This window comes from Mycobacterium sp. (genome assembly GCF_965277065.1).
Classification (GTDB): domain Bacteria; phylum Actinomycetota; class Actinomycetes; order Mycobacteriales; family Mycobacteriaceae; genus Mycobacterium.
Genome location: NZ_CBDIBT010000019.1, coordinates 753593 through 769322, shown reverse-complemented (window position 1 = coordinate 769322; position 15730 = coordinate 753593). Strand labels below are relative to the sequence as shown.

General features: G+C 64.7%; 16 protein-coding genes and 2 pseudogenes. 10 read left to right on the top strand and 8 right to left on the bottom strand.

Translation table 11 applies throughout. From position 1 onward, the window contains the following. The first annotated feature begins 21 nt into the window (after positions 1-21). From ACQY5A_RS20890 to ACQY5A_RS20865, 6 genes and pseudogenes are all read left to right on the top strand, one after another. The gene (locus ACQY5A_RS20890) at positions 22-1242 is read left to right on the top strand and encodes a tetratricopeptide repeat protein (protein WP_428342210.1); all 1221 of its coding nucleotides are present in this window, start codon (positions 22-24) and stop codon (positions 1240-1242) included. Between the two features lie 88 nt (positions 1243-1330). Beyond that, a complete protein-coding gene (locus tag ACQY5A_RS20885) occupies positions 1331-1870 on the top strand; it encodes an RNA polymerase sigma factor (RefSeq protein ID WP_428342209.1) in 540 nt (179 codons plus the stop codon). Next, a pseudogene (locus ACQY5A_RS20880) lies at positions 1867-2564 on the top strand (Rieske (2Fe-2S) protein). Before ACQY5A_RS20885 ends, ACQY5A_RS20880 begins: the two are co-directional and overlap by 4 nt. A 69-nt stretch (positions 2565-2633) precedes the next feature. Beyond that, positions 2634-3092: a cupredoxin domain-containing protein gene (locus ACQY5A_RS20875; RefSeq protein WP_428342208.1), complete on the top strand. Its 459-nt coding sequence runs from the start codon at positions 2634-2636 to the stop codon at positions 3090-3092. Continuing rightward, on the top strand, positions 3089-4018 hold the full coding sequence (locus ACQY5A_RS20870; protein WP_428342207.1) for a metallophosphoesterase family protein: 930 nt from the start codon (positions 3089-3091) through the stop codon (positions 4016-4018). Before ACQY5A_RS20875 ends, ACQY5A_RS20870 begins: the two co-directional genes overlap by 4 nt. Continuing rightward, the gene (locus ACQY5A_RS20865) at positions 4015-4422 is read left to right on the top strand and encodes a hypothetical protein (protein WP_428342206.1); all 408 of its coding nucleotides are present in this window, start codon (positions 4015-4017) and stop codon (positions 4420-4422) included. The genes ACQY5A_RS20870 and ACQY5A_RS20865 overlap by 4 nt, the downstream gene beginning before the upstream one ends. A gap of 242 nt (positions 4423-4664) precedes the next feature. Here ACQY5A_RS20865 and ACQY5A_RS20860 read toward each other — a convergent pair. After that, positions 4665-5941, bottom strand: a pseudogene (locus ACQY5A_RS20860) (DDE-type integrase/transposase/recombinase). A gap of 134 nt (positions 5942-6075) precedes the next feature. Here ACQY5A_RS20860 and ACQY5A_RS20855 point away from each other — a divergent pair. Beyond that, a complete protein-coding gene (locus ACQY5A_RS20855; RefSeq protein WP_428342205.1) occupies positions 6076-7500 on the top strand; it encodes an HNH endonuclease signature motif containing protein in 1425 nt (474 codons plus the stop codon). A gap of 22 nt (positions 7501-7522) precedes the next feature. Here ACQY5A_RS20855 and ACQY5A_RS20850 read toward each other — a convergent pair whose 3' ends face one another. The 7 genes from ACQY5A_RS20850 to ACQY5A_RS20820 form a co-directional block, all read right to left on the bottom strand. Continuing rightward, positions 7523-7750 carry a deoxyribodipyrimidine photolyase gene (locus ACQY5A_RS20850; protein WP_428342204.1) on the bottom strand — a complete coding sequence of 76 codons (228 nt, stop codon included), beginning with the start codon at positions 7748-7750 and terminating at the stop codon, positions 7523-7525. Between the two features lie 72 nt (positions 7751-7822). Beyond that, on the bottom strand, positions 7823-8425 hold the full coding sequence (rfbC, locus tag ACQY5A_RS20845; RefSeq protein ID WP_428343268.1) for a dTDP-4-dehydrorhamnose 3,5-epimerase: 603 nt from the start codon (positions 8423-8425) through the stop codon (positions 7823-7825). A gap of 1 nt (position 8426) precedes the next feature. Next, positions 8427-9422: a dTDP-glucose 4,6-dehydratase gene (gene rfbB / locus ACQY5A_RS20840; protein ID WP_428342203.1), complete on the bottom strand. Its 996-nt coding sequence runs from the start codon at positions 9420-9422 to the stop codon at positions 8427-8429. A 21-nt stretch (positions 9423-9443) separates the two neighbouring features. Beyond that, complete coding sequence (locus tag ACQY5A_RS20835; RefSeq protein WP_428342202.1) at positions 9444-10307, bottom strand: LLM class F420-dependent oxidoreductase; 864 nt, start codon at positions 10305-10307, stop codon at positions 9444-9446. Positions 10308-10326: 19 nt separating this feature from the next. Further along, positions 10327-11178 (bottom strand): LLM class F420-dependent oxidoreductase, encoded by an 852-nt coding sequence (locus ACQY5A_RS20830; protein ID WP_428342201.1) that lies wholly within the window; start codon positions 11176-11178, stop codon positions 10327-10329. A 179-nt stretch (positions 11179-11357) separates the two neighbouring features. Then, complete coding sequence (locus ACQY5A_RS20825) at positions 11358-12845, bottom strand: ATP-binding protein (protein ID WP_428342200.1); 1488 nt, start codon at positions 12843-12845, stop codon at positions 11358-11360. A 4-nt stretch (positions 12846-12849) separates the two neighbouring features. After that, positions 12850-14526: an FAD-dependent oxidoreductase gene (locus tag ACQY5A_RS20820; protein WP_428342199.1), complete on the bottom strand. Its 1677-nt coding sequence runs from the start codon at positions 14524-14526 to the stop codon at positions 12850-12852. Between the two features lie 252 nt (positions 14527-14778). Between ACQY5A_RS20820 and infA the strand changes: the two genes are divergently transcribed. From infA to rpsM, 3 genes are all read left to right on the top strand, one after another. Beyond that, positions 14779-15000, top strand: a complete 222-nt coding sequence (gene infA, locus ACQY5A_RS20815; protein WP_003418601.1) for a translation initiation factor IF-1 — start codon at positions 14779-14781, stop codon at positions 14998-15000. 49 nt (positions 15001-15049) lie between these two features. After that, complete coding sequence (gene rpmJ / locus ACQY5A_RS20810) at positions 15050-15163, top strand: 50S ribosomal protein L36 (RefSeq protein WP_003879483.1); 114 nt, start codon at positions 15050-15052, stop codon at positions 15161-15163. A 192-nt stretch (positions 15164-15355) separates the two neighbouring features. Beyond that, positions 15356-15730, top strand: a complete 375-nt coding sequence (gene rpsM, locus ACQY5A_RS20805; RefSeq protein WP_428342198.1) for a 30S ribosomal protein S13 — start codon at positions 15356-15358, stop codon at positions 15728-15730.

Here is a 15730-nt window from a genome sequence, read left to right as displayed (position 1 = left end):
GTCCGGCCGACAGTCTTTTCGATGGGACCACACGTGCCGCACGCTGCGACCACCGTGAGCCAAGCCGAACGTCTGATGCAGGCCGGGAATTTCGAGTCGGCGGCGGAGATCCTCGAGGGCGTCGTCGCGGAAAGTCCCACTCTCGAAGCGCTGTACCTGCTGGCGACTTCGTGTCTGGAGATCGGGCGCAACGAGAGCGCGTTGCGCTATGCCACTGCGGCGGTGGAGAAAGACCCGTCGTCGGCGCCGGCCCGTGACTTGCTGGGAAAAGCGAATCTTTCTCTTGGGCAACTGGATTCTGCCTTGGCGGAGTACGTCACTCTGGCCGCTCTCTGCCGCGAACAGCAGCAGGCGCCGCCCGCGCAGTTCTCCATCCCGGCGCACTTCGCGCTGCACAACATCGAGCAACTCGAGTACATCCTGGCGGCAAACGGCGAGAGTGCCGGGGCCATGGCCGAGCAACTCGATGTTCTTCGTCGCGGCCTGTTGAACGTCATTGATGAGGCGGACGGCGAAGCGCCGTGGGTTTCGGTACCCGGCAAGGGCAATCAGCTCCTGGCCGACCCGCCGTATGTCCGCGTCTCCGAGGAGCGGCTTCCCCGATACGTGAACACTGCCGTCGACTACGGATCGATCCAGCAGGGCGTCCTGGCCGGTGAAAAGGTTCATGTGATCGACGACTTCCTGACGTCCGAGGCGCTGGAGCAGGTGCGAACGTTCTGCCTGGAATCCACCGTCTGGCGCCACCCGTACAAATTCGGCTACGTCGGCGGGTTTGCCCAGGACGGATTCGCCAGCACGTCGCTGTTCGCCATCGCCGAGGAGACCATCGCGGCGCTCGGCGACGCATTCGACGGCTACCAGTTCGCGGCATGGTGGGGATTCGTCTACAACGCCAACCTGCCCGGAACCGACATTCACGGTGATGATGCCGACTTCTCGTTGAATCTCTGGATCACTCCGGACTCGGCGAACCTCGATCCGGAGTCAGGCGGCCTGGTGATTTGGGACGCGGCCGCACCAAGCGACTGGAGCTTCGACGAGTACAACTCTGGCGGCGAGCGAGTGCGGAATTACCTCGACGAGCGCAACGCCGAGTCACAAGTCATCCCGCATCGCGCGAACCGGGCCGTCCTGTTCGAAGGCCACCTGTTTCACAAGACCGACGAGTTCACCTTCGCGCCGGGATTCGAGAATCGGCGGCGCAGCCTGACCTTCCTGTTTCGCCGCAGAAAGCCCTAATTCGCCGCTGTCGTGTAACCCGAGACGCTATGGACCACTGGCAGGCAAAATCATCAGCGGAGCCAGGCTCTCAACAGGCAGGCAGGATGTGACGGCACACGGCGACTCCGCCGCCCCGCGGCCCTTGCGGTTGGTGCCCGGTGACGGTTACTCGAACTGGGAGGCGGTTTATCAAGACAACGCCACCTGGGTGTACCGCACCATCTACGCGCGGGTCGGCAACCGGGCCGATGCCGAGGATCTCACCGCTGAGGTCTTCCTCGCGGCGCTGCGACCAATGCGGTTGACCGCCAGTGTCGGTGAGGTCCGCGGCTATCTGCGGGCCACCGCGCGCACCGTGCTGGCTGCGCACTGGCGCGAGACCCTGGGGCGCAAGATCACGTCGATTGACGACATCGAGCAGCCGCCCGAGAGCGAGCAGGCGATCAGCACCGCGCCCGAGCGGGTGGCCGGCGTGCTCGGGCAGTTGCCGGACAACTATCGATGGATCCTGGAACTCCGTTTCCTGCAGGGGCGTTCGATCAAGGAGTCGGCAGCCGAACTAGGGGTTAGTGTCGCCAATGCCAAGGTGCTTCAGCATCGGGCGCTGCGGCTGGCCGCGCAGGTCAACGAAGAGGGCGGATCATGAACACGCGTGCGTTGCGCAGGTACATCGATGACCTGCTGCGTGGCCGGCGCCCAAAGCCGTTCCGGCCCGATGACTTCGAGGCCGCGCAAATACGGACGGCCATTGATCTGCAGGCCGCGCGGGAGGGCAGCGACGCTCCAGGTGAGGAGTTTCTGACCGGTCTGCACCGTCGGCTCGCGGGCCAACAGGACGGCGCCACACCGCCTGCGGTGACGTTGAGTGCGACGCGTCGCACCGTCATCGTCGGCACGTCGGCGGCTGCGGCGGCCGCGGTGGCGGCGGTGTCCATCGATCGGGCGTTGATCGACAGCGGTCAGGTCGCGGACAGCGGCAACAAACCCCAAGAGCTCTCCCCTAATAGCGGGCGCTGGATGCGCGTCGCAGCCAGTGCGGACGTGACCGACGGCGGCATGAAGCCGTTCGATGTCGGGTCCGTCATCGGGTTCGTGCGCCGCGTCGACGGCAAACCGGAGCCGTGTCGGGGGTGTGCACCCATCAAGGCTGCCGACTGTGGTTCGACGCGCCCGACGACCGGCTGCGCTGCCCGTGCCATTCGACGTCGTTCGCGCCCGCAGGCCAGGTGCTGACCCATCAACTTCCGATAACCCCGAAGCCATTGCCCACGTTGATGATTCGCGAGCAGGGGGGCGTCATCGAAGTGTTCGTCCCGGCTTCGCCGAACCAGTCGGCTTGACGACGTGTAACCCGCAGCCCTATCTCTTGGCGAGGCATACTTTCCCGCCGACGATGGAGGTGCACGGTTATGCGCGGACGACCCTGGGGCGCACGCGTTTTGGTATTGGTGTTGATGGTGGCGGGGTGCTCGTCACCTCCGTCGGTCAAGGCGCCGTCGGTGACGTTCGGCCCGGCGGCGACGACGCCCGGAATGCCGGGAATGGGCGGCACGCACTCGATGCCGAGCATGCCCGCCGAGCCGGCCGCCCCGGCGACGGGGCCGGCGGCTCGGGCTTCGGGCGACGCAATCTACATCGACAACTTCGCTTTTGCTCCGGCGAAGCTGACCGTCCCGGTCGGTAGCACGGTCACCTGGACCAACAAAGATGAGGAACCGCACACCGTCGTCGCTAACGACGGTTCGTTCCACTCGCCCGGAATGGGTTCGCAGGCAACGTTTTCCTTCACGTTCGCGAAAGCGGGCACGTTCGACTACGTCTGCTCGATTCACCCGTTCATGCACGCCACCGTGGTGGTGACACCATGACGGACCAGCCGCATTCGATGAACCGGCGTCAGCTGATCCGGCACAGTGCATGGTTCGGCGCCGCCGTCGGCCTGGCTGTAGTGGGTGGAGAAGTCGTCTCCCACATCGCCAGCACCGCGGACGCCGCGCGCATTCAGGGCCGGCCCACTCTGAGATTCGCTCAAGTCAGTGACAGTCACATCGGCTTTCTGGGTAAAGCCAACCCGAACGTAGCGGGCTCGTTCACTGCGGCGATCGACCAGATCAACAACCTCGGCTACACACCGGATTTCGTGATCCACACCGGCGATCTCACTCATCTGGCCACGCCCGGTCAATTCGATCAGGTCAAGCAGATGATGTCGGGATTGCGTACCCAACATGTGTTCACCGTTCCGGGTGAGCATGACTCGATCGACGACGCGGGGCAGAAGTACCGCAGCGCGTTCGGCGCCGGAACGCGGGGCGACGGCTGGTACAGCTTCGATATCGCCGGCGTGCACGTGATCGCGTTGGTCAACACGTTGAACCTGAAAAAGCTTGGGCACCTTGGTGTCGAGCAGTTGGACTTCGTCGCTCAAGATGTCGCGCCGCTGCCCAGCGACACGCCCATCATCGTGTTCAGTCACATTCCGCTGTTCGCCATGTACCCGGACTGGGGATGGGGTACCGACGACGCCGCCCAGGCGCTGAGCTACCTGCGTCGCTTCTCGTCGGTGACATGCCTCAACGGCCATGTGCACCAAGTGTTCTCCAAGACCGAGGGCAATGTGACATTCCACAGCGGAACGACCACCGCCTACCCGCTACCTCATCCCGGGGACGGCCCGGCGCCCAAACCGGTCACCGTGCCGGCCGGCAAACTGCACGACGCGCTGGGCGTCCGTGAGGTCAGCTACAACCGAGGCCAGAATGTGCTCGCACTGAAAGAGAAGACATTGCAATGAATGTGATGCGAATTGCGCTGGCAGCCGCGATCGCCGTCAGCGGCGTGAGCCACGCATACCTTTATGTCCACGGCTACCACCACATTCCGATGATTGGCACGGCGTTCCTGATCCAGGCCGGCATCTCGTTCGCTCTCGCGCTGCTCATCCTCATCGGTGGTCGGTGGTGGCTGCGGTGGGCTGCGGCGGCGCTGGCTGGTGGTGCACTTGTGGCCTTCGCGTCGTCACGCACCGTCGGGCTTCTCGGCTTCTCCGAAGCGGGATGGCAGCCGTCGCCGCACGCGGCGATCAGTGTCGCCGCCGAGCTGCTGACGGTCGGACTCTGGGCGGCTGATGCACTCGGCCGTCGCGCCCAGCCTTCCAGAGGCGAACCGAGCCCCAGCCGAGCAGGCCAAACCCGCTGACGAGGCCGACGTAGAAGCAGTTCACGGCGCAGATCCCGAGGAGCGCTACGAGAAACGCCGTGGCGAGGCCGTTCCACATAGTCCGCGTCGCTGGCTCTGCCATATCGAAAGCCTCTCCGCTGGTAACTCGCGGCGGAATAGGTCGATCTGCGTATTTTGCGGCGGCAGGGGATTCTTGTCGGTGTGATGTCTCAGGACATCGGTGACAGTTCTGCATCAGGACATCGGTGACAGTTTGTGTGTCAGGACTTCGGTGACGGTTTCCCGGGTTTGGGACGTTGGCCGCGGGGTCGTCCGTTGCCGACGTATTTGGTGCCGGGTGTGGGTCGAGTGTGCTCGGCAAGGACCTCGCCTTGAGTATCGGTCACGATGATCTTGTCGCCGTCGGTGACGACCAGGACCCGCTCGAAGGCGCGTTGCACGTCGACCATGTAGGTGACCGAGTCCAGCCCGATGGTGCCTGCGGTGGTCACCCTTCTTACGCGGGCGCCGTCGGGCAGGTCCACCAACGCTCGTGGCGCGGGCCGCGGGAGTGGTGAGGGCCGGTCGAACAGCGCCCGAACGTGTTTGGGGCGTGGCGCGTCGGCTTTCGGCGTAGCTTCCCATGCGGTCAGCGGTGTGACGCGCCCAGGGAGCCCCTGGTGGGGCGTTCGGTGTTGTAGATGTGGTCGAACGCGTCAACCTGAGCTTGGAGTCCGGCCAGCGTGTCGGCCAGTGGCTGCTTGTCCAGATAACGGAACAGCGTCTGGTGGAAGCGTTCGTTCTTTCCCTGAGTGGTCGGCTTATAGGGCTTGCCGGTGATCGCTTCGACCCCGAGTGCACGTGCGTGTTCGACGAGTTGACCGATGTAGCCCCGGCGGGACGGGTTTAGGGCAGCCCCGTTGTCGCTCAGGAGCCGTTGGGGCACCCCGTGGGCGGCCACCGCCTTGTCAAAGACGGCGATCGCGGCTTCGGCGGTCTCACCCCAGGCCACGTGGGAGGCAACGGCGTAGCGGGAGTGGTCGTCGATGAGCTGCAAGATTACGCACGTGCGCCCACCGGTCAGGACGTACTCGGTGCCGTCGAGCTGCCAGCACGCATTCGGCGCCGGATAGACGAACCGCCGCCACGCCGATCGGGGCTTCTTTTTCGGCTCACGACGAGCCACGCCGGCCGCGCGGAAGATACGTGCCAGCGACGCCGTGGAAGGGACCTGTTCCAAGCCCATAGAGCGCATCTTGTCGTGCACGCTGATCGGCCCATGGTCCAGGCCGGAAGCCTCCAGAGCTGCACGCACTGCCACGGCCTGCGCCTTGACCTCATCGCTGACCGTCGACTGACTCGACTTCGGGCGGCGGGTCCTGGGTTCGAGCACCGCAGACGGTCCGTCGGACTTGGCACGTTTGCGCAACTCGTAGAACGATTTTCGGGAAATGCCGTGCTCGGCGCAGAACGTCGAGACCGCCCCGCGGGGTACGTCATCAGGCCACTGCGAGATCGCGAGGCGCACACGAGGATCGATAGGTTCATTGACAGCCACCGCCCAAACCCTGGGGCAGAAGTGTCACCACCAAGACCACCCGAACTGTCACCGAAGTCCTGATGCAGAACTGTCACCGATGTCTTGGGAGATGACAGGGGATTCTTGTCGGCGGGCCGAGTACCATCGAATGTATGTTCGATTCTTCAGTCGTTTTGGAGCGGTTGCGTGCCGCGGCGCGGGCGGAGAACCGAGCCGCGGGTGAGCGGTTGGCGGTGATCGGTGAGCTTGACGTGTTGTGGTTGCGGCACTTCGGCGAGCGCGAAACCTGGTGTACCGACACCCAAGAGGCGATCACCGTGGAAGTGGCTGCGGCACTTGGAATAACCCAGGGATTGGCGACCAGCTATCTGGAGTACTCCCGGGCGATGCGGCTACGGCTGCCGCGGGTAGGCGAGGTGTTGATGGCCGGCGACATCGACTACCGCACGTTCCAGACGATCGTCTACCGCACCGATCTGATCGCCGATCCCGACGTGCTGGGCGGTGTCGATGCGTCGCTGGCGGTCAAAGTCACCCGCTGGCGTGGGGTCACGCAGGGCCGCATCGGTGGATACGTCGACCAAGTGGTCGCGCGCGCCGATCGCGATGCGGTGCGCCGCCGCCGCGAGCGCCGCGGCGATCGGGAGCTGTCGATCTGGGGTGACGCCGACGGTCTCACCGAGATCTTCGGACGCCTGCTCACGACCGATGCCCACGCGGTTGACGCCCGCTTAGACGCCCTCGCGGCGACCGTATGTGCCGATGATCCGCGCACTCGCAATCAGCGCCGCGCGGACGCAATGGGTGCGCTGGCCATGGGCGCCGATCGACTCCAATGTCGCTGCGGGCAAAACCACTGTCCGGCTGGGGCCAGACCTGCGCCGGGCCCGGTAGTGATCCACGTGATCGCCAATGCGGCCACCCTTGACGGCAGCGCATCCACTTTGGGTTCGATGATCGGCAGCGACGCGCTCCTGCCCGCCGAACTGATCGCCGAGCTCGCGAAATCGGCCAAGCTGCGACCCTTGGTTCATCCCGCCGACGCGCCCCCGGAATGCAGTTACATGCCGTCCCAGAAGCTGGCTGACTTCGTTCGCTGTCGTGATCTGACTTGTCGGTTCCCGGGTTGCGACGAACCGGCCGTGGGTTGCGATCTCGACCACACGACGCCACACGGCGACGGTGGCCCCACCCACGCGTCGAACCTCAAAGCCCTGTGCCGCCTTCATCATTTGATGAAAACCTTCTGGGGCTGGCGTGACCAGCAGCTCCCTGACGGAACGCTGATCTGGACCTCACCGGCGGGGCAGACCTACATCACTATCCCCGGCAGCGCCCTGTTGTTCCCCAGTCTTTGCGCTCCGACGCCGATGAGGGTTGCGCCGGTGCGGATCTCCGAGCGCTCGCAATGCGCGAACCGGGCCGTGAAGATGCCCAGACGCCGGCGTACCCGCGCTCAGAACCGGGCCAAATACATTGCCGCCGAACGCCGGCGCAACCGCCTGGGCAGGCAACGGACATACGAGGCCGCCACACATCTGTCGTCTTCGGGGGACGATGAACCCCCGCCGTTTTAGGATTGGGCTTGAGGATCCATGTCTACTTCTTGGACGGGATCACAATCACTACGATCAGCGTGAGGATGCTGAAGAAGAACCCGAGGATGCCCCAACCTATTGGGTTGCGGCCCTTGGTCCCTGCGATGACCGCGGAGATGATTGCCGCGATCACGCCGCCGATCGTCAGAAAGATTAAGTGGATGCTGCGCAGAATGAATCCCGCGGCTTCCGGCTGGCTATAGCTGGCCAGCAAAAGTTGATGAAGCATATTGATCTCCTCAACGCTGAAGGGGGTCTTCCGTCTGAAACCCCGGGTGGAGGTACCCCGAACAGCCGGGGTTCAATCGCCTTTGAGGCCCGCGATAAACGCCTGAGCCTCTTCCCAAGTCGGGAGCAGACCTGCGGCGTGCACCTCGTCCAGGGTCGGCGCGGCCGCGTCGCGGTCGGAGATCACCAGGTCGTGGCCGCTCGGCCAGTCGATGCCCAACGCGGGATCGGTGGGGGAGATGGTGTGCTCGCGGTCCGGGCGGTACGCCGTGGAGCATAGGTACATCACCGTCGAATGATCCTGCAGTGCAAGGAAACCGTGCGCCAGCCCCTCGGAAATGTACACCGACCTGTGGCTGCGGTGATCAAGCACCACGGCATCCCAGCGGCCGAACGTCGGCGAGCCCACTCGGATGTCGACCACGACGTCGAACACCGAGCCGGACAGGCACGTCACGTATTTGGCCTGGCTCGGTGGCAACTGAGCGAAATGCAGACCGCGCAGCACGCCGGCCGCCGAGACCGAACAATTGGCTTGCCGGACATCCAGCCGATGGCCGGCGATGTCGGTGAAGCCCCAGTCGGTGAGCCACTCGAAGAACAGTCCACGCGAATCGGCATGCACCTTCGGCGTGATCTCCCACGCGCCGGCAATATCGAGTTCACGGACGTCGATGTCACTGACCCCGCTGTTCGTAACGAGCCTCAACGGCATCTTTGAGTGGCTGCCACCACGATTCGTTGCCGCGATACCAGTCGATGGTGGCGCGCAAGCCCTCGGTGAAGTCGGTATACTTTGGCGCCCAACCTAATTCGTTGCGCAACGCAGACGGGTCGATAGCATAGCGGAGGTCGTGGCCGGCGCGGTCGACCACGTGATCGAAGTCGTTGGGATCGCGGTCCATCAGTTCCAACAGGGTACGCAGCACCGAGAGGTTGTCGCGTTCGCCGTCTGCGCCGATCAGATAGGTGTGGCCGGCACGGCCGTCGTCGAGGATGCGCCGGACCGCGACGTTGTGATCCTCTACGTGGATCCAGTCCCTGACGTTGGCCCCGGCGCCGTAGAGCTTCGGGCGTCGTCCGGTCAGCACGTTGGTGATCTGGCGCGGGATGAACTTTTCCACATGTTGGTACGGCCCATAGTTGTTGGAGCAGTTGGAGATCGTCGCGTGCACACGAAAGGACCGCACCCAGGCCCGCACCAGCATGTCGGAGGCGGCCTTTGTCGACGAGTACGGGCTCGACGGGTTGTAGGGCGTGGCGGCGGTGAACCGCTGCGTGTCGTCGAGTTCCAGGTCGCCGTAGACCTCGTCGGTGGAGACGTGATGCAGCCGCACCCCATGCCGGCGCACCGCCTCCAGAATGGTGAACGTGCCGATGACGTTGGCCTGTAAGAACGGCGCCGGGTCGGCCAAGGCATTGTCGACATGAGTCTCGGCCGCGAAGTGCACCACCGCATCCGAGCCGGCGACCAACTGAGACACCAGGTCCGCGTCGGTGATGTCGCCCTGGACCAGCGTGATCCGACCGTCGACCGGAGCCAGGGATTCGCGGCTGCCCGCATAGGTCATGGCGTCCAGGACCGTCACCGCGTCGCCCGGGTGGTCACGCACGGTGGCGTGCACGAAATTGGCGCCGATGAAACCAGCGCCACCGGTAACCAGCAGCCGCATGTGCAAACCCTAGCCCGGCGGTCAGCTCGGGGGCGTCAACCCCAGCGGTCCGGCCAGCTCCTGCAGCACACTCAACAGCTTGCCGTCGGGTCCTCCGAGCACCTGGATCGCCACGTGGTCGGCACCGGCCTCCAGGTGCTCATTGAGGCGCGCCGCGATCTGCTCGGCGGTCCCGTGGGCGACGACGGCGTCAATCAGCTTGTCGCTGCCGGGTTTGTGCACATCGGAATCGGTGAAGCCGAGCCGGCGCCAGTTGTTCACGTAGTTACTCAGGTCGAGGTAGAACTCGACCGTGCGTCGACCGATTTCGCGAGCTTCGTTGGCGTTTTCGGTCAGGACGACCTTGTGCTCGGGTGCCAGGAACACCGAGTTGCCGATCAGCTCGCGAGCGTGCGCGGTGTGCTCCGGCGTGGTCAGGTACGGGTGGGCGCCGGCGCTGCGCTCCGCGGAGAGAGCCAGCACCTTGGGCCCCAGCGCCGCGAGCACCCGTCGACTGGTCGGCACTGACGCGCTGTCGAGTTCGTCGAGATAGGAGACCAGAGCGTCGTAGGGCTTCTTGTAGACGTCGGTGTGTTCGGGATGCCCCACCCCGACGCCCAGCAAAAACCTTCCCGGGTATGCCTTTTCGATGCGATGGAACGATTCGGCCACCTGGGCCGCGGGCGACGACCAGGTATTGATGATCCCGGTTGCCAAGTGCAACGTGGTTGTCTCCGCCAGCGCCGGTTCCACCCAGCTGAGGTCGGCGTCGGGGGAGCCGCCGACCCAGACAGCGCCGTAGCCCAGCGCTTCGATCTGCTGAGCCACGCCTCCGCTGATCGATCGACCGGGAAGCCAGACCCCGTATCGACCCAGGTCGGGTATGAGCGAAACGCCCTCGGTCATCTACATCCCTTCTGGTTCGTCAGGCCGGCGTCAGTCCAAGCGGGCCCGCGAGTTCGGCCAACGCAGACACCAGGTTTTCATCTTTGGTCAAAACCTGCACAGGCACGTGGTCGGCGCCGGCGTCCAGGTGCTCGTTCAGCCGCGCCGCGATCGCCTCCGGCGTGCCATACGCCACCAGCGCATCGAGTAGGCGGTCACTGCCCGGGAAGGTTACCTCTTCCGCCGAGAACCCCAGCCGCTTCCAGTTATTGCGGTAGTTGGCAAGGTTGAAGTAGACCGGGAGCGTCTTGCGGGCGACGGCTCGCGCCTGCTCCGCATCAGTGGTCAGCACCACCTTGTGCTCCGGCGCCAGAAATGCCGACGGGCCCATCAGCTCGCGTGCCTGTGCGGTGTGCTCGGGGGTGGTCAGGTACGGGTGGGCGCCTGCGCTGCGCCGCGCGGACAGCTTCAGCACCTGCGGGCCGAGTGCCGCGACCACCCGGCGGTTGGCGGGTACGCCATATTCGTCGAGCTGATCGAGGTATTCCACCAGGGCGTCATACGGCTTACGGTATTCGGCAATCGCCTCGGGATGGCCGACGCCGATACCGAGCAGAAAGCGCCCCGGGTAGGCCCGATCGACGCGATGGAACGACTCTGCGACCGGCTGGGCCGCGTCCGACCAGATGTTGACGATGCCGGTGGCCACCTGCAGCGTCGTGGTCGCTTCGAGGATGGGTTCCACCCACGCCAGCTCGGCGGGCGGCGAACCGCCGACCCAGACGGACCCGTAACCCAGGGCTTCGATGTCTCTGGCTTGGGCAGGCGTGACGCCGCGTCCGAACGATCCGAACCGGTCGAGATTGGGCTTGCTTGCAGCTGAATCGGTCATGGTTGCTCCAACCTACCGCCGGGGCGCAGCTATTCCGGGTTTACCGCAGCACGGCCCTGGCGGCCGCGTTCGGCGCCACCGTCACCGAACACCTTGGCGCTGCGGGCTTTCAAGACCCGAGCTCGCCGTCCGCGCGGGGAATGAAGGTGCGGGGGTAACGGCAGCGCAACTTTCGGTGCTCAGTCGCCGTCTTCCGGCAGTGTCACATCCACGACGGGCGGCATCTCCAGCGGCAGCAGCACGATGAACTGTGTGTTTCCGGGTGCGGACTCCACGCGAAGATCGCCATGGTGCTTGTTGACGATGATCTTCCATGCCAGGTCCAGACCCAGACCGGTTCCTTCGCCCACCGGTTTGGTGGTGAAGAACGGTTCGAAGATGCGCTCAAGAACGTACTCGGGGATACCCGGACCGGTGTCACAGATCTCGACGCGCAGCATCTCGTTGGCCTCGCGGCAGGTGCGGATCGTCAATGTGCCACCCGCGCTGCCCATTGCGGCGATCGCGTTGTCGATGATGTTCGTCCATACCTGGTTGAGATCACCTGGGTAGCAAGGAATTTGCGGCAGGGTGTGATCGAACTCCTTGGCCACCTTGATATGGCAGGTGCTGTCCTTGCCCAGCCGGTCCGCGAACATCGTCAGCGTGCTCTTCAGCAGATCGTGCACGTCGGCCACCTGGAAGGGTGCCCGATCCAACTGCGAGTACTGCTTGGCGTCGGCGACCAGAGCAGAAATGCGTTGACTCGCTTCCACGAGCTGGTTCATCAGTAGCTCGCTCTCGATGGTGTAGCTGATCCATCGGATCGCCTGTCCCAGCGCCGTCGCCTCTTCCAGTTCGTCGGCCGTTGCGGCGATGCGCTCCAGCCAATCGGTGTCGACGCCGCCCTCGACGAACGTCGCCGCGATCTCCCAGCCCCCGTCGATGCCGTGGCCGTCCAGCCAGTCGCCGACGGCGTCTTCGCGGTCCGACGTCTCGATCGCGCTCAGATGCTGGGAAGCCGACTTGGCGACCTGCTCGGCGACGGCATCTTGCAGCCACACCAAGGCATTCAGGCTTTTCGGGCTGATAGTGCCGTCGGCCAGCATCGCCAGTTTGGAGCGCATGTTGGAGATCCGGCCGCGCAACTCCTGTGCGGCCCGCGAGATCGCCGCCGCCGGGTTGTTCAGCTGATGGGTCAGGCCGGCCGACAACTGGCCCAGCGCCAGCAGCTTCTCGCGATTGTCGATCAGGCGACGGGTTCGCTCGGTGCCGACCGCGATACCGTCGAGCAGGTGAACCGCCATCGGGAACTGATCCTTCATGAACGCGGCGAATGCCGGGGCGTCCATGACGAAGAACCGCGACGGCTTGGTCACGTTCACCGACGTCGTGTAGAGCTGCTGCTTCTCGCCGGTAAACGCTTGCCACGCACCGCAATACACGCCACGATGCGAGGTCCGGTTGGTCTCGATGTCCGAGCCGCCGGAAAGCTTGGACATCGCCAGCTCGCCTTCGATCAGCACGTAGAAGCACGTCGCGGGTTCGCCTTCGACGCAAAGCGGTCCGGGCTCGTAGTGCTCGATCTCCCCGTCCGCGCACAACGTCGCCAGCTGCGCGTCGTTGAGATGCTCGAACAGAAACAGGGTACGCAATTCGTCTGCGTTGCAGGACTTTTCGATGCTCATGACGCTACGCCTCAGCCAGGTAACGGTGCACCAGCATCACGGCCATCGACCCTTCGCCAACCGCGGCCGCGACGCGTTTTGCGGATTCGGAGCGCACGTCGCCGGCCACGAACACACCCGGCACGCTGGTTTCCAGGTGGTGTGGTGGACGATCCAGCGTCCAGCCGCACACGTTGCGCAGGTCCGGGCCGGTGAGGATGAAGCCGTGGTCGTCGCGGGCGAGGACATCCTTGAGCCACTCGGTGCGCGGTGCGGCGCCGATGAAGATGAACATCCGGGCGCAGGTCACGTCTTCGGTCTGGCCGGTCTTGTTGTCGATCAGGGTCAGTCGTTCGAGGTAGTCGCTGCCGACGGCGCAATGCACCTCGGTGCAGGTGCGGACGGTGATGTTGGGTCGCTGCTCGATCTGCTGGATCAGGTAGTGCGACATCGACGCCTCCAGCGACGGCCCCCGCACCACGATCGTCACCGATTTCGCCTCGCGGGACAGGTACATCGCGGCTTGGCCCGCCGAGTTCGCCCCGCCGATCACGTAGACCTCTTCGCCCTCGCACTCCGCGGCGATCGACACCGCGGCTCCGTAATGCACGCCACGGCCTTTGAGGTTGTCGCAGCCCTCCGCCGACAGCTCGTTGTAGGCGACGCCGGTGGCGACGACGATCGCGTGCGCGTCGATCGAGCCGCCGTCGTCGAAGCGGATCGTGCGTTTTGGTCCGTTGATCTCCAAGGCGGTGGCCGTGCGGGCAGTGATGAGTTCGGCGCCGAACTTCTCCGCCTGGCGGCGGGCTCTGGTAGCCAGCTGGTCGCCGGAGACTCCGTCGGGAAAGCCCAGATAGTTCTCGATCTTTGAGCTCTGGCCGGCCTGACCGCCCGTCGCCGTGGTCTCGATCAGCACCGTGCGCAGACCTTCGGAGGCGCCGTAGACGGCGGCGGCCAGCCCTGCGGGGCCGCCGCCGACCACGATCAGGTCGTAGAAGTCTTGCGACGGCGTCGTCGTGAGGCCCAGCGTGTCGGCCAGTTCGGAGTCGCTGGGCTCGACGAGCGGGTCGCCGTGTTCGGTGACGACGACCGGGAGCCGCTTGCTGTCCACACCCGCCGCCTGCAGCAATTGCTCGCCGACCGGCTCGTCGGAGGAGAACCAGTTGTAGTGCAGTCCGTTGCGGGCCAGGAAGTCGCGGACCTCCAAGGATCGCGCCGAGAAGCGGTGACCGATCACCTTGGTGTGCGGGATGGGCCGCTCAGGGGCGCGCCTCCACACCTCCAGCAGCTCATCGATGACGGGGTACAGCTTCTCCTCGGGCGGATCCCACGGCTTGAGCAGGTAGTGGTCCAGGTCGACGACGTTGATGGCGTCGATGGCCGCGTGGGTGTCGGCGTAGGCGGTCAGCAGCACCCGCTTGGCGGCGGGGTAGAGGTCCATCGCCGCTTCGAGGAATTCGATGCCGGTCATCTGCGGCATCCGATAGTCCGCGACCAGCATCGCGACCGTCTCGCCCCGCAGTTTGTACTGCTTGAGGGTTTCCAGCGCGTCCGGACCCGATTCGGCCCGCACGATGCGGTGGGCGTCCCCGTAACGGCGCCGCAAATCCCGGGCAACGGCACGCGACACCGCGGGGTCGTCGTCCACGGTCAGCATCACCGGTTTGCGGGAGGCGTTGTCGGCATGTGTGGGGCTAGTCATCAGCGACAATTATGCGCCTGTCAGGGTTGGCACGTGGGGCCGACCGTGGCGGTCGCCGAATTCGCTAATAGCGATTTTGGCCAGCACGAATGAGCGGGTATCGTGGAGCAACGGTGCTTCATCGCGCTGGTTTCTCGCGTGCCCTGTCTTAGGAATTTCCTGTCACTGGCTCACGTTGTAGGGCCAATGCGTGCCGCGCTGCGTCGGGCACATATGCAACGAAACTAAAAGACGAGGATTCGAAGAGAAGTCATGGCCAAGAAGGACGGCGCCATCGAGGTCGAGGGCCGCGTGGTCGAGCCCCTGCCCAATGCGATGTTCCGCATTGAGCTGGAGAACGGCCACAAGGTGCTTGCCCACATCAGCGGCAAGATGCGGCAGCACTACATCCGCATTCTGCCCGAGGACCGGGTGGTGGTGGAGTTGTCTCCCTACGACCTTTCCCGGGGCCGCATCGTGTACCGCTACAAGTAGAGCCCGAACACGACAACCGACGAGAAGACAGAACAGGATCTGAACAGCCGTGAAGGTGAACCCGAGCGTCAAGCCGATCTGCGACAAGTGCAGGGTGATCCGCCGGCATGGACGAGTCATGGTGATCTGCTCTGATCCGCGCCACAAGCAGCGCCAGGGCTAATTCGTCCGGGCCTGCTGGCACACAACTGAATGCACAAGAACCTCCCAGCACCACTGAGCGGCTGACATCTTTTCACGATGAGCTAGCTCAGCTACGTCCGGAACGGAGGCCGGACCCCGGAGTTCTGAGTTGTTTTCAGGGCCAGGGAACGGGCTGGGATTTAGACCTCCGCATAGAGAAGGAATGCCACCCATGGCTCGACTAGTGGGCGTCGACCTCCCGCGCGATAAGCGCATGGAGGTCGCGTTGACGTACATTTTCGGCGTTGGCCGGACCCGCTCCAACGAAATCCTGGCAGCCACCGGGATCGACAAAGATCTGCGCACCAAGGACCTCACCGACGATCAGGTGACCCATCTGCGCGAATACATCGAAGCCAACCTCAAGGTCGAGGGTGACCTGCGCCGTGAGGTGCAGGCCGACATCCGCCGCAAGATCGAGATCGGCTGTTACCAGGGCCTTCGGCACCGCCGCGGCCTGCCCGTGCGCGGTCAGCGCACCAAGACCAACGCGCGTACCCGTAAGGGCCCTAAGCGCACCATCGCCGGCAAGAAGAAGGCCAGGTAA

What these genes read in the sequence shown, in the direction of transcription:
- ACQY5A_RS20825 (WP_428342200.1), bottom strand. Translation starts at nt 12,845, where the DNA reads ATGAGCATCGAAAAGTCCTGCAACGCAGACGAATTGCGTACCCTGTTT.
- ACQY5A_RS20830 (WP_428342201.1), bottom strand. Translation starts at nt 11,178, where the DNA reads ATGACCGATTCAGCTGCAAGCAAGCCCAATCTCGACCGGTTCGGATCG.
- ACQY5A_RS20820 (WP_428342199.1), bottom strand. Translation starts at nt 14,526, where the DNA reads ATGACTAGCCCCACACATGCCGACAACGCCTCCCGCAAACCGGTGATG.
- ACQY5A_RS20835 (WP_428342202.1), bottom strand. Translation starts at nt 10,307, where the DNA reads ATGACCGAGGGCGTTTCGCTCATACCCGACCTGGGTCGATACGGGGTC.
- rpsM (WP_428342198.1), top strand. Translation starts at nt 15,356, where the DNA reads ATGGCTCGACTAGTGGGCGTCGACCTCCCGCGCGATAAGCGCATGGAG.
- ACQY5A_RS20870 (WP_428342207.1), top strand. Translation starts at nt 3,089, where the DNA reads ATGACGGACCAGCCGCATTCGATGAACCGGCGTCAGCTGATCCGGCAC.
- ACQY5A_RS20850 (WP_428342204.1), bottom strand. Translation starts at nt 7,750, where the DNA reads ATGCTTCATCAACTTTTGCTGGCCAGCTATAGCCAGCCGGAAGCCGCG.
- rfbB (WP_428342203.1), bottom strand. Translation starts at nt 9,422, where the DNA reads ATGCGGCTGCTGGTTACCGGTGGCGCTGGTTTCATCGGCGCCAATTTC.
- ACQY5A_RS20890 (WP_428342210.1), top strand. Translation starts at nt 22, where the DNA reads ATGGGACCACACGTGCCGCACGCTGCGACCACCGTGAGCCAAGCCGAA.
- infA (WP_003418601.1), top strand. Translation starts at nt 14,779, where the DNA reads ATGGCCAAGAAGGACGGCGCCATCGAGGTCGAGGGCCGCGTGGTCGAG.
- ACQY5A_RS20875 (WP_428342208.1), top strand. Translation starts at nt 2,634, where the DNA reads ATGCGCGGACGACCCTGGGGCGCACGCGTTTTGGTATTGGTGTTGATG.
- ACQY5A_RS20855 (WP_428342205.1), top strand. Translation starts at nt 6,076, where the DNA reads ATGTTCGATTCTTCAGTCGTTTTGGAGCGGTTGCGTGCCGCGGCGCGG.
- ACQY5A_RS20865 (WP_428342206.1), top strand. Translation starts at nt 4,015, where the DNA reads ATGAATGTGATGCGAATTGCGCTGGCAGCCGCGATCGCCGTCAGCGGC.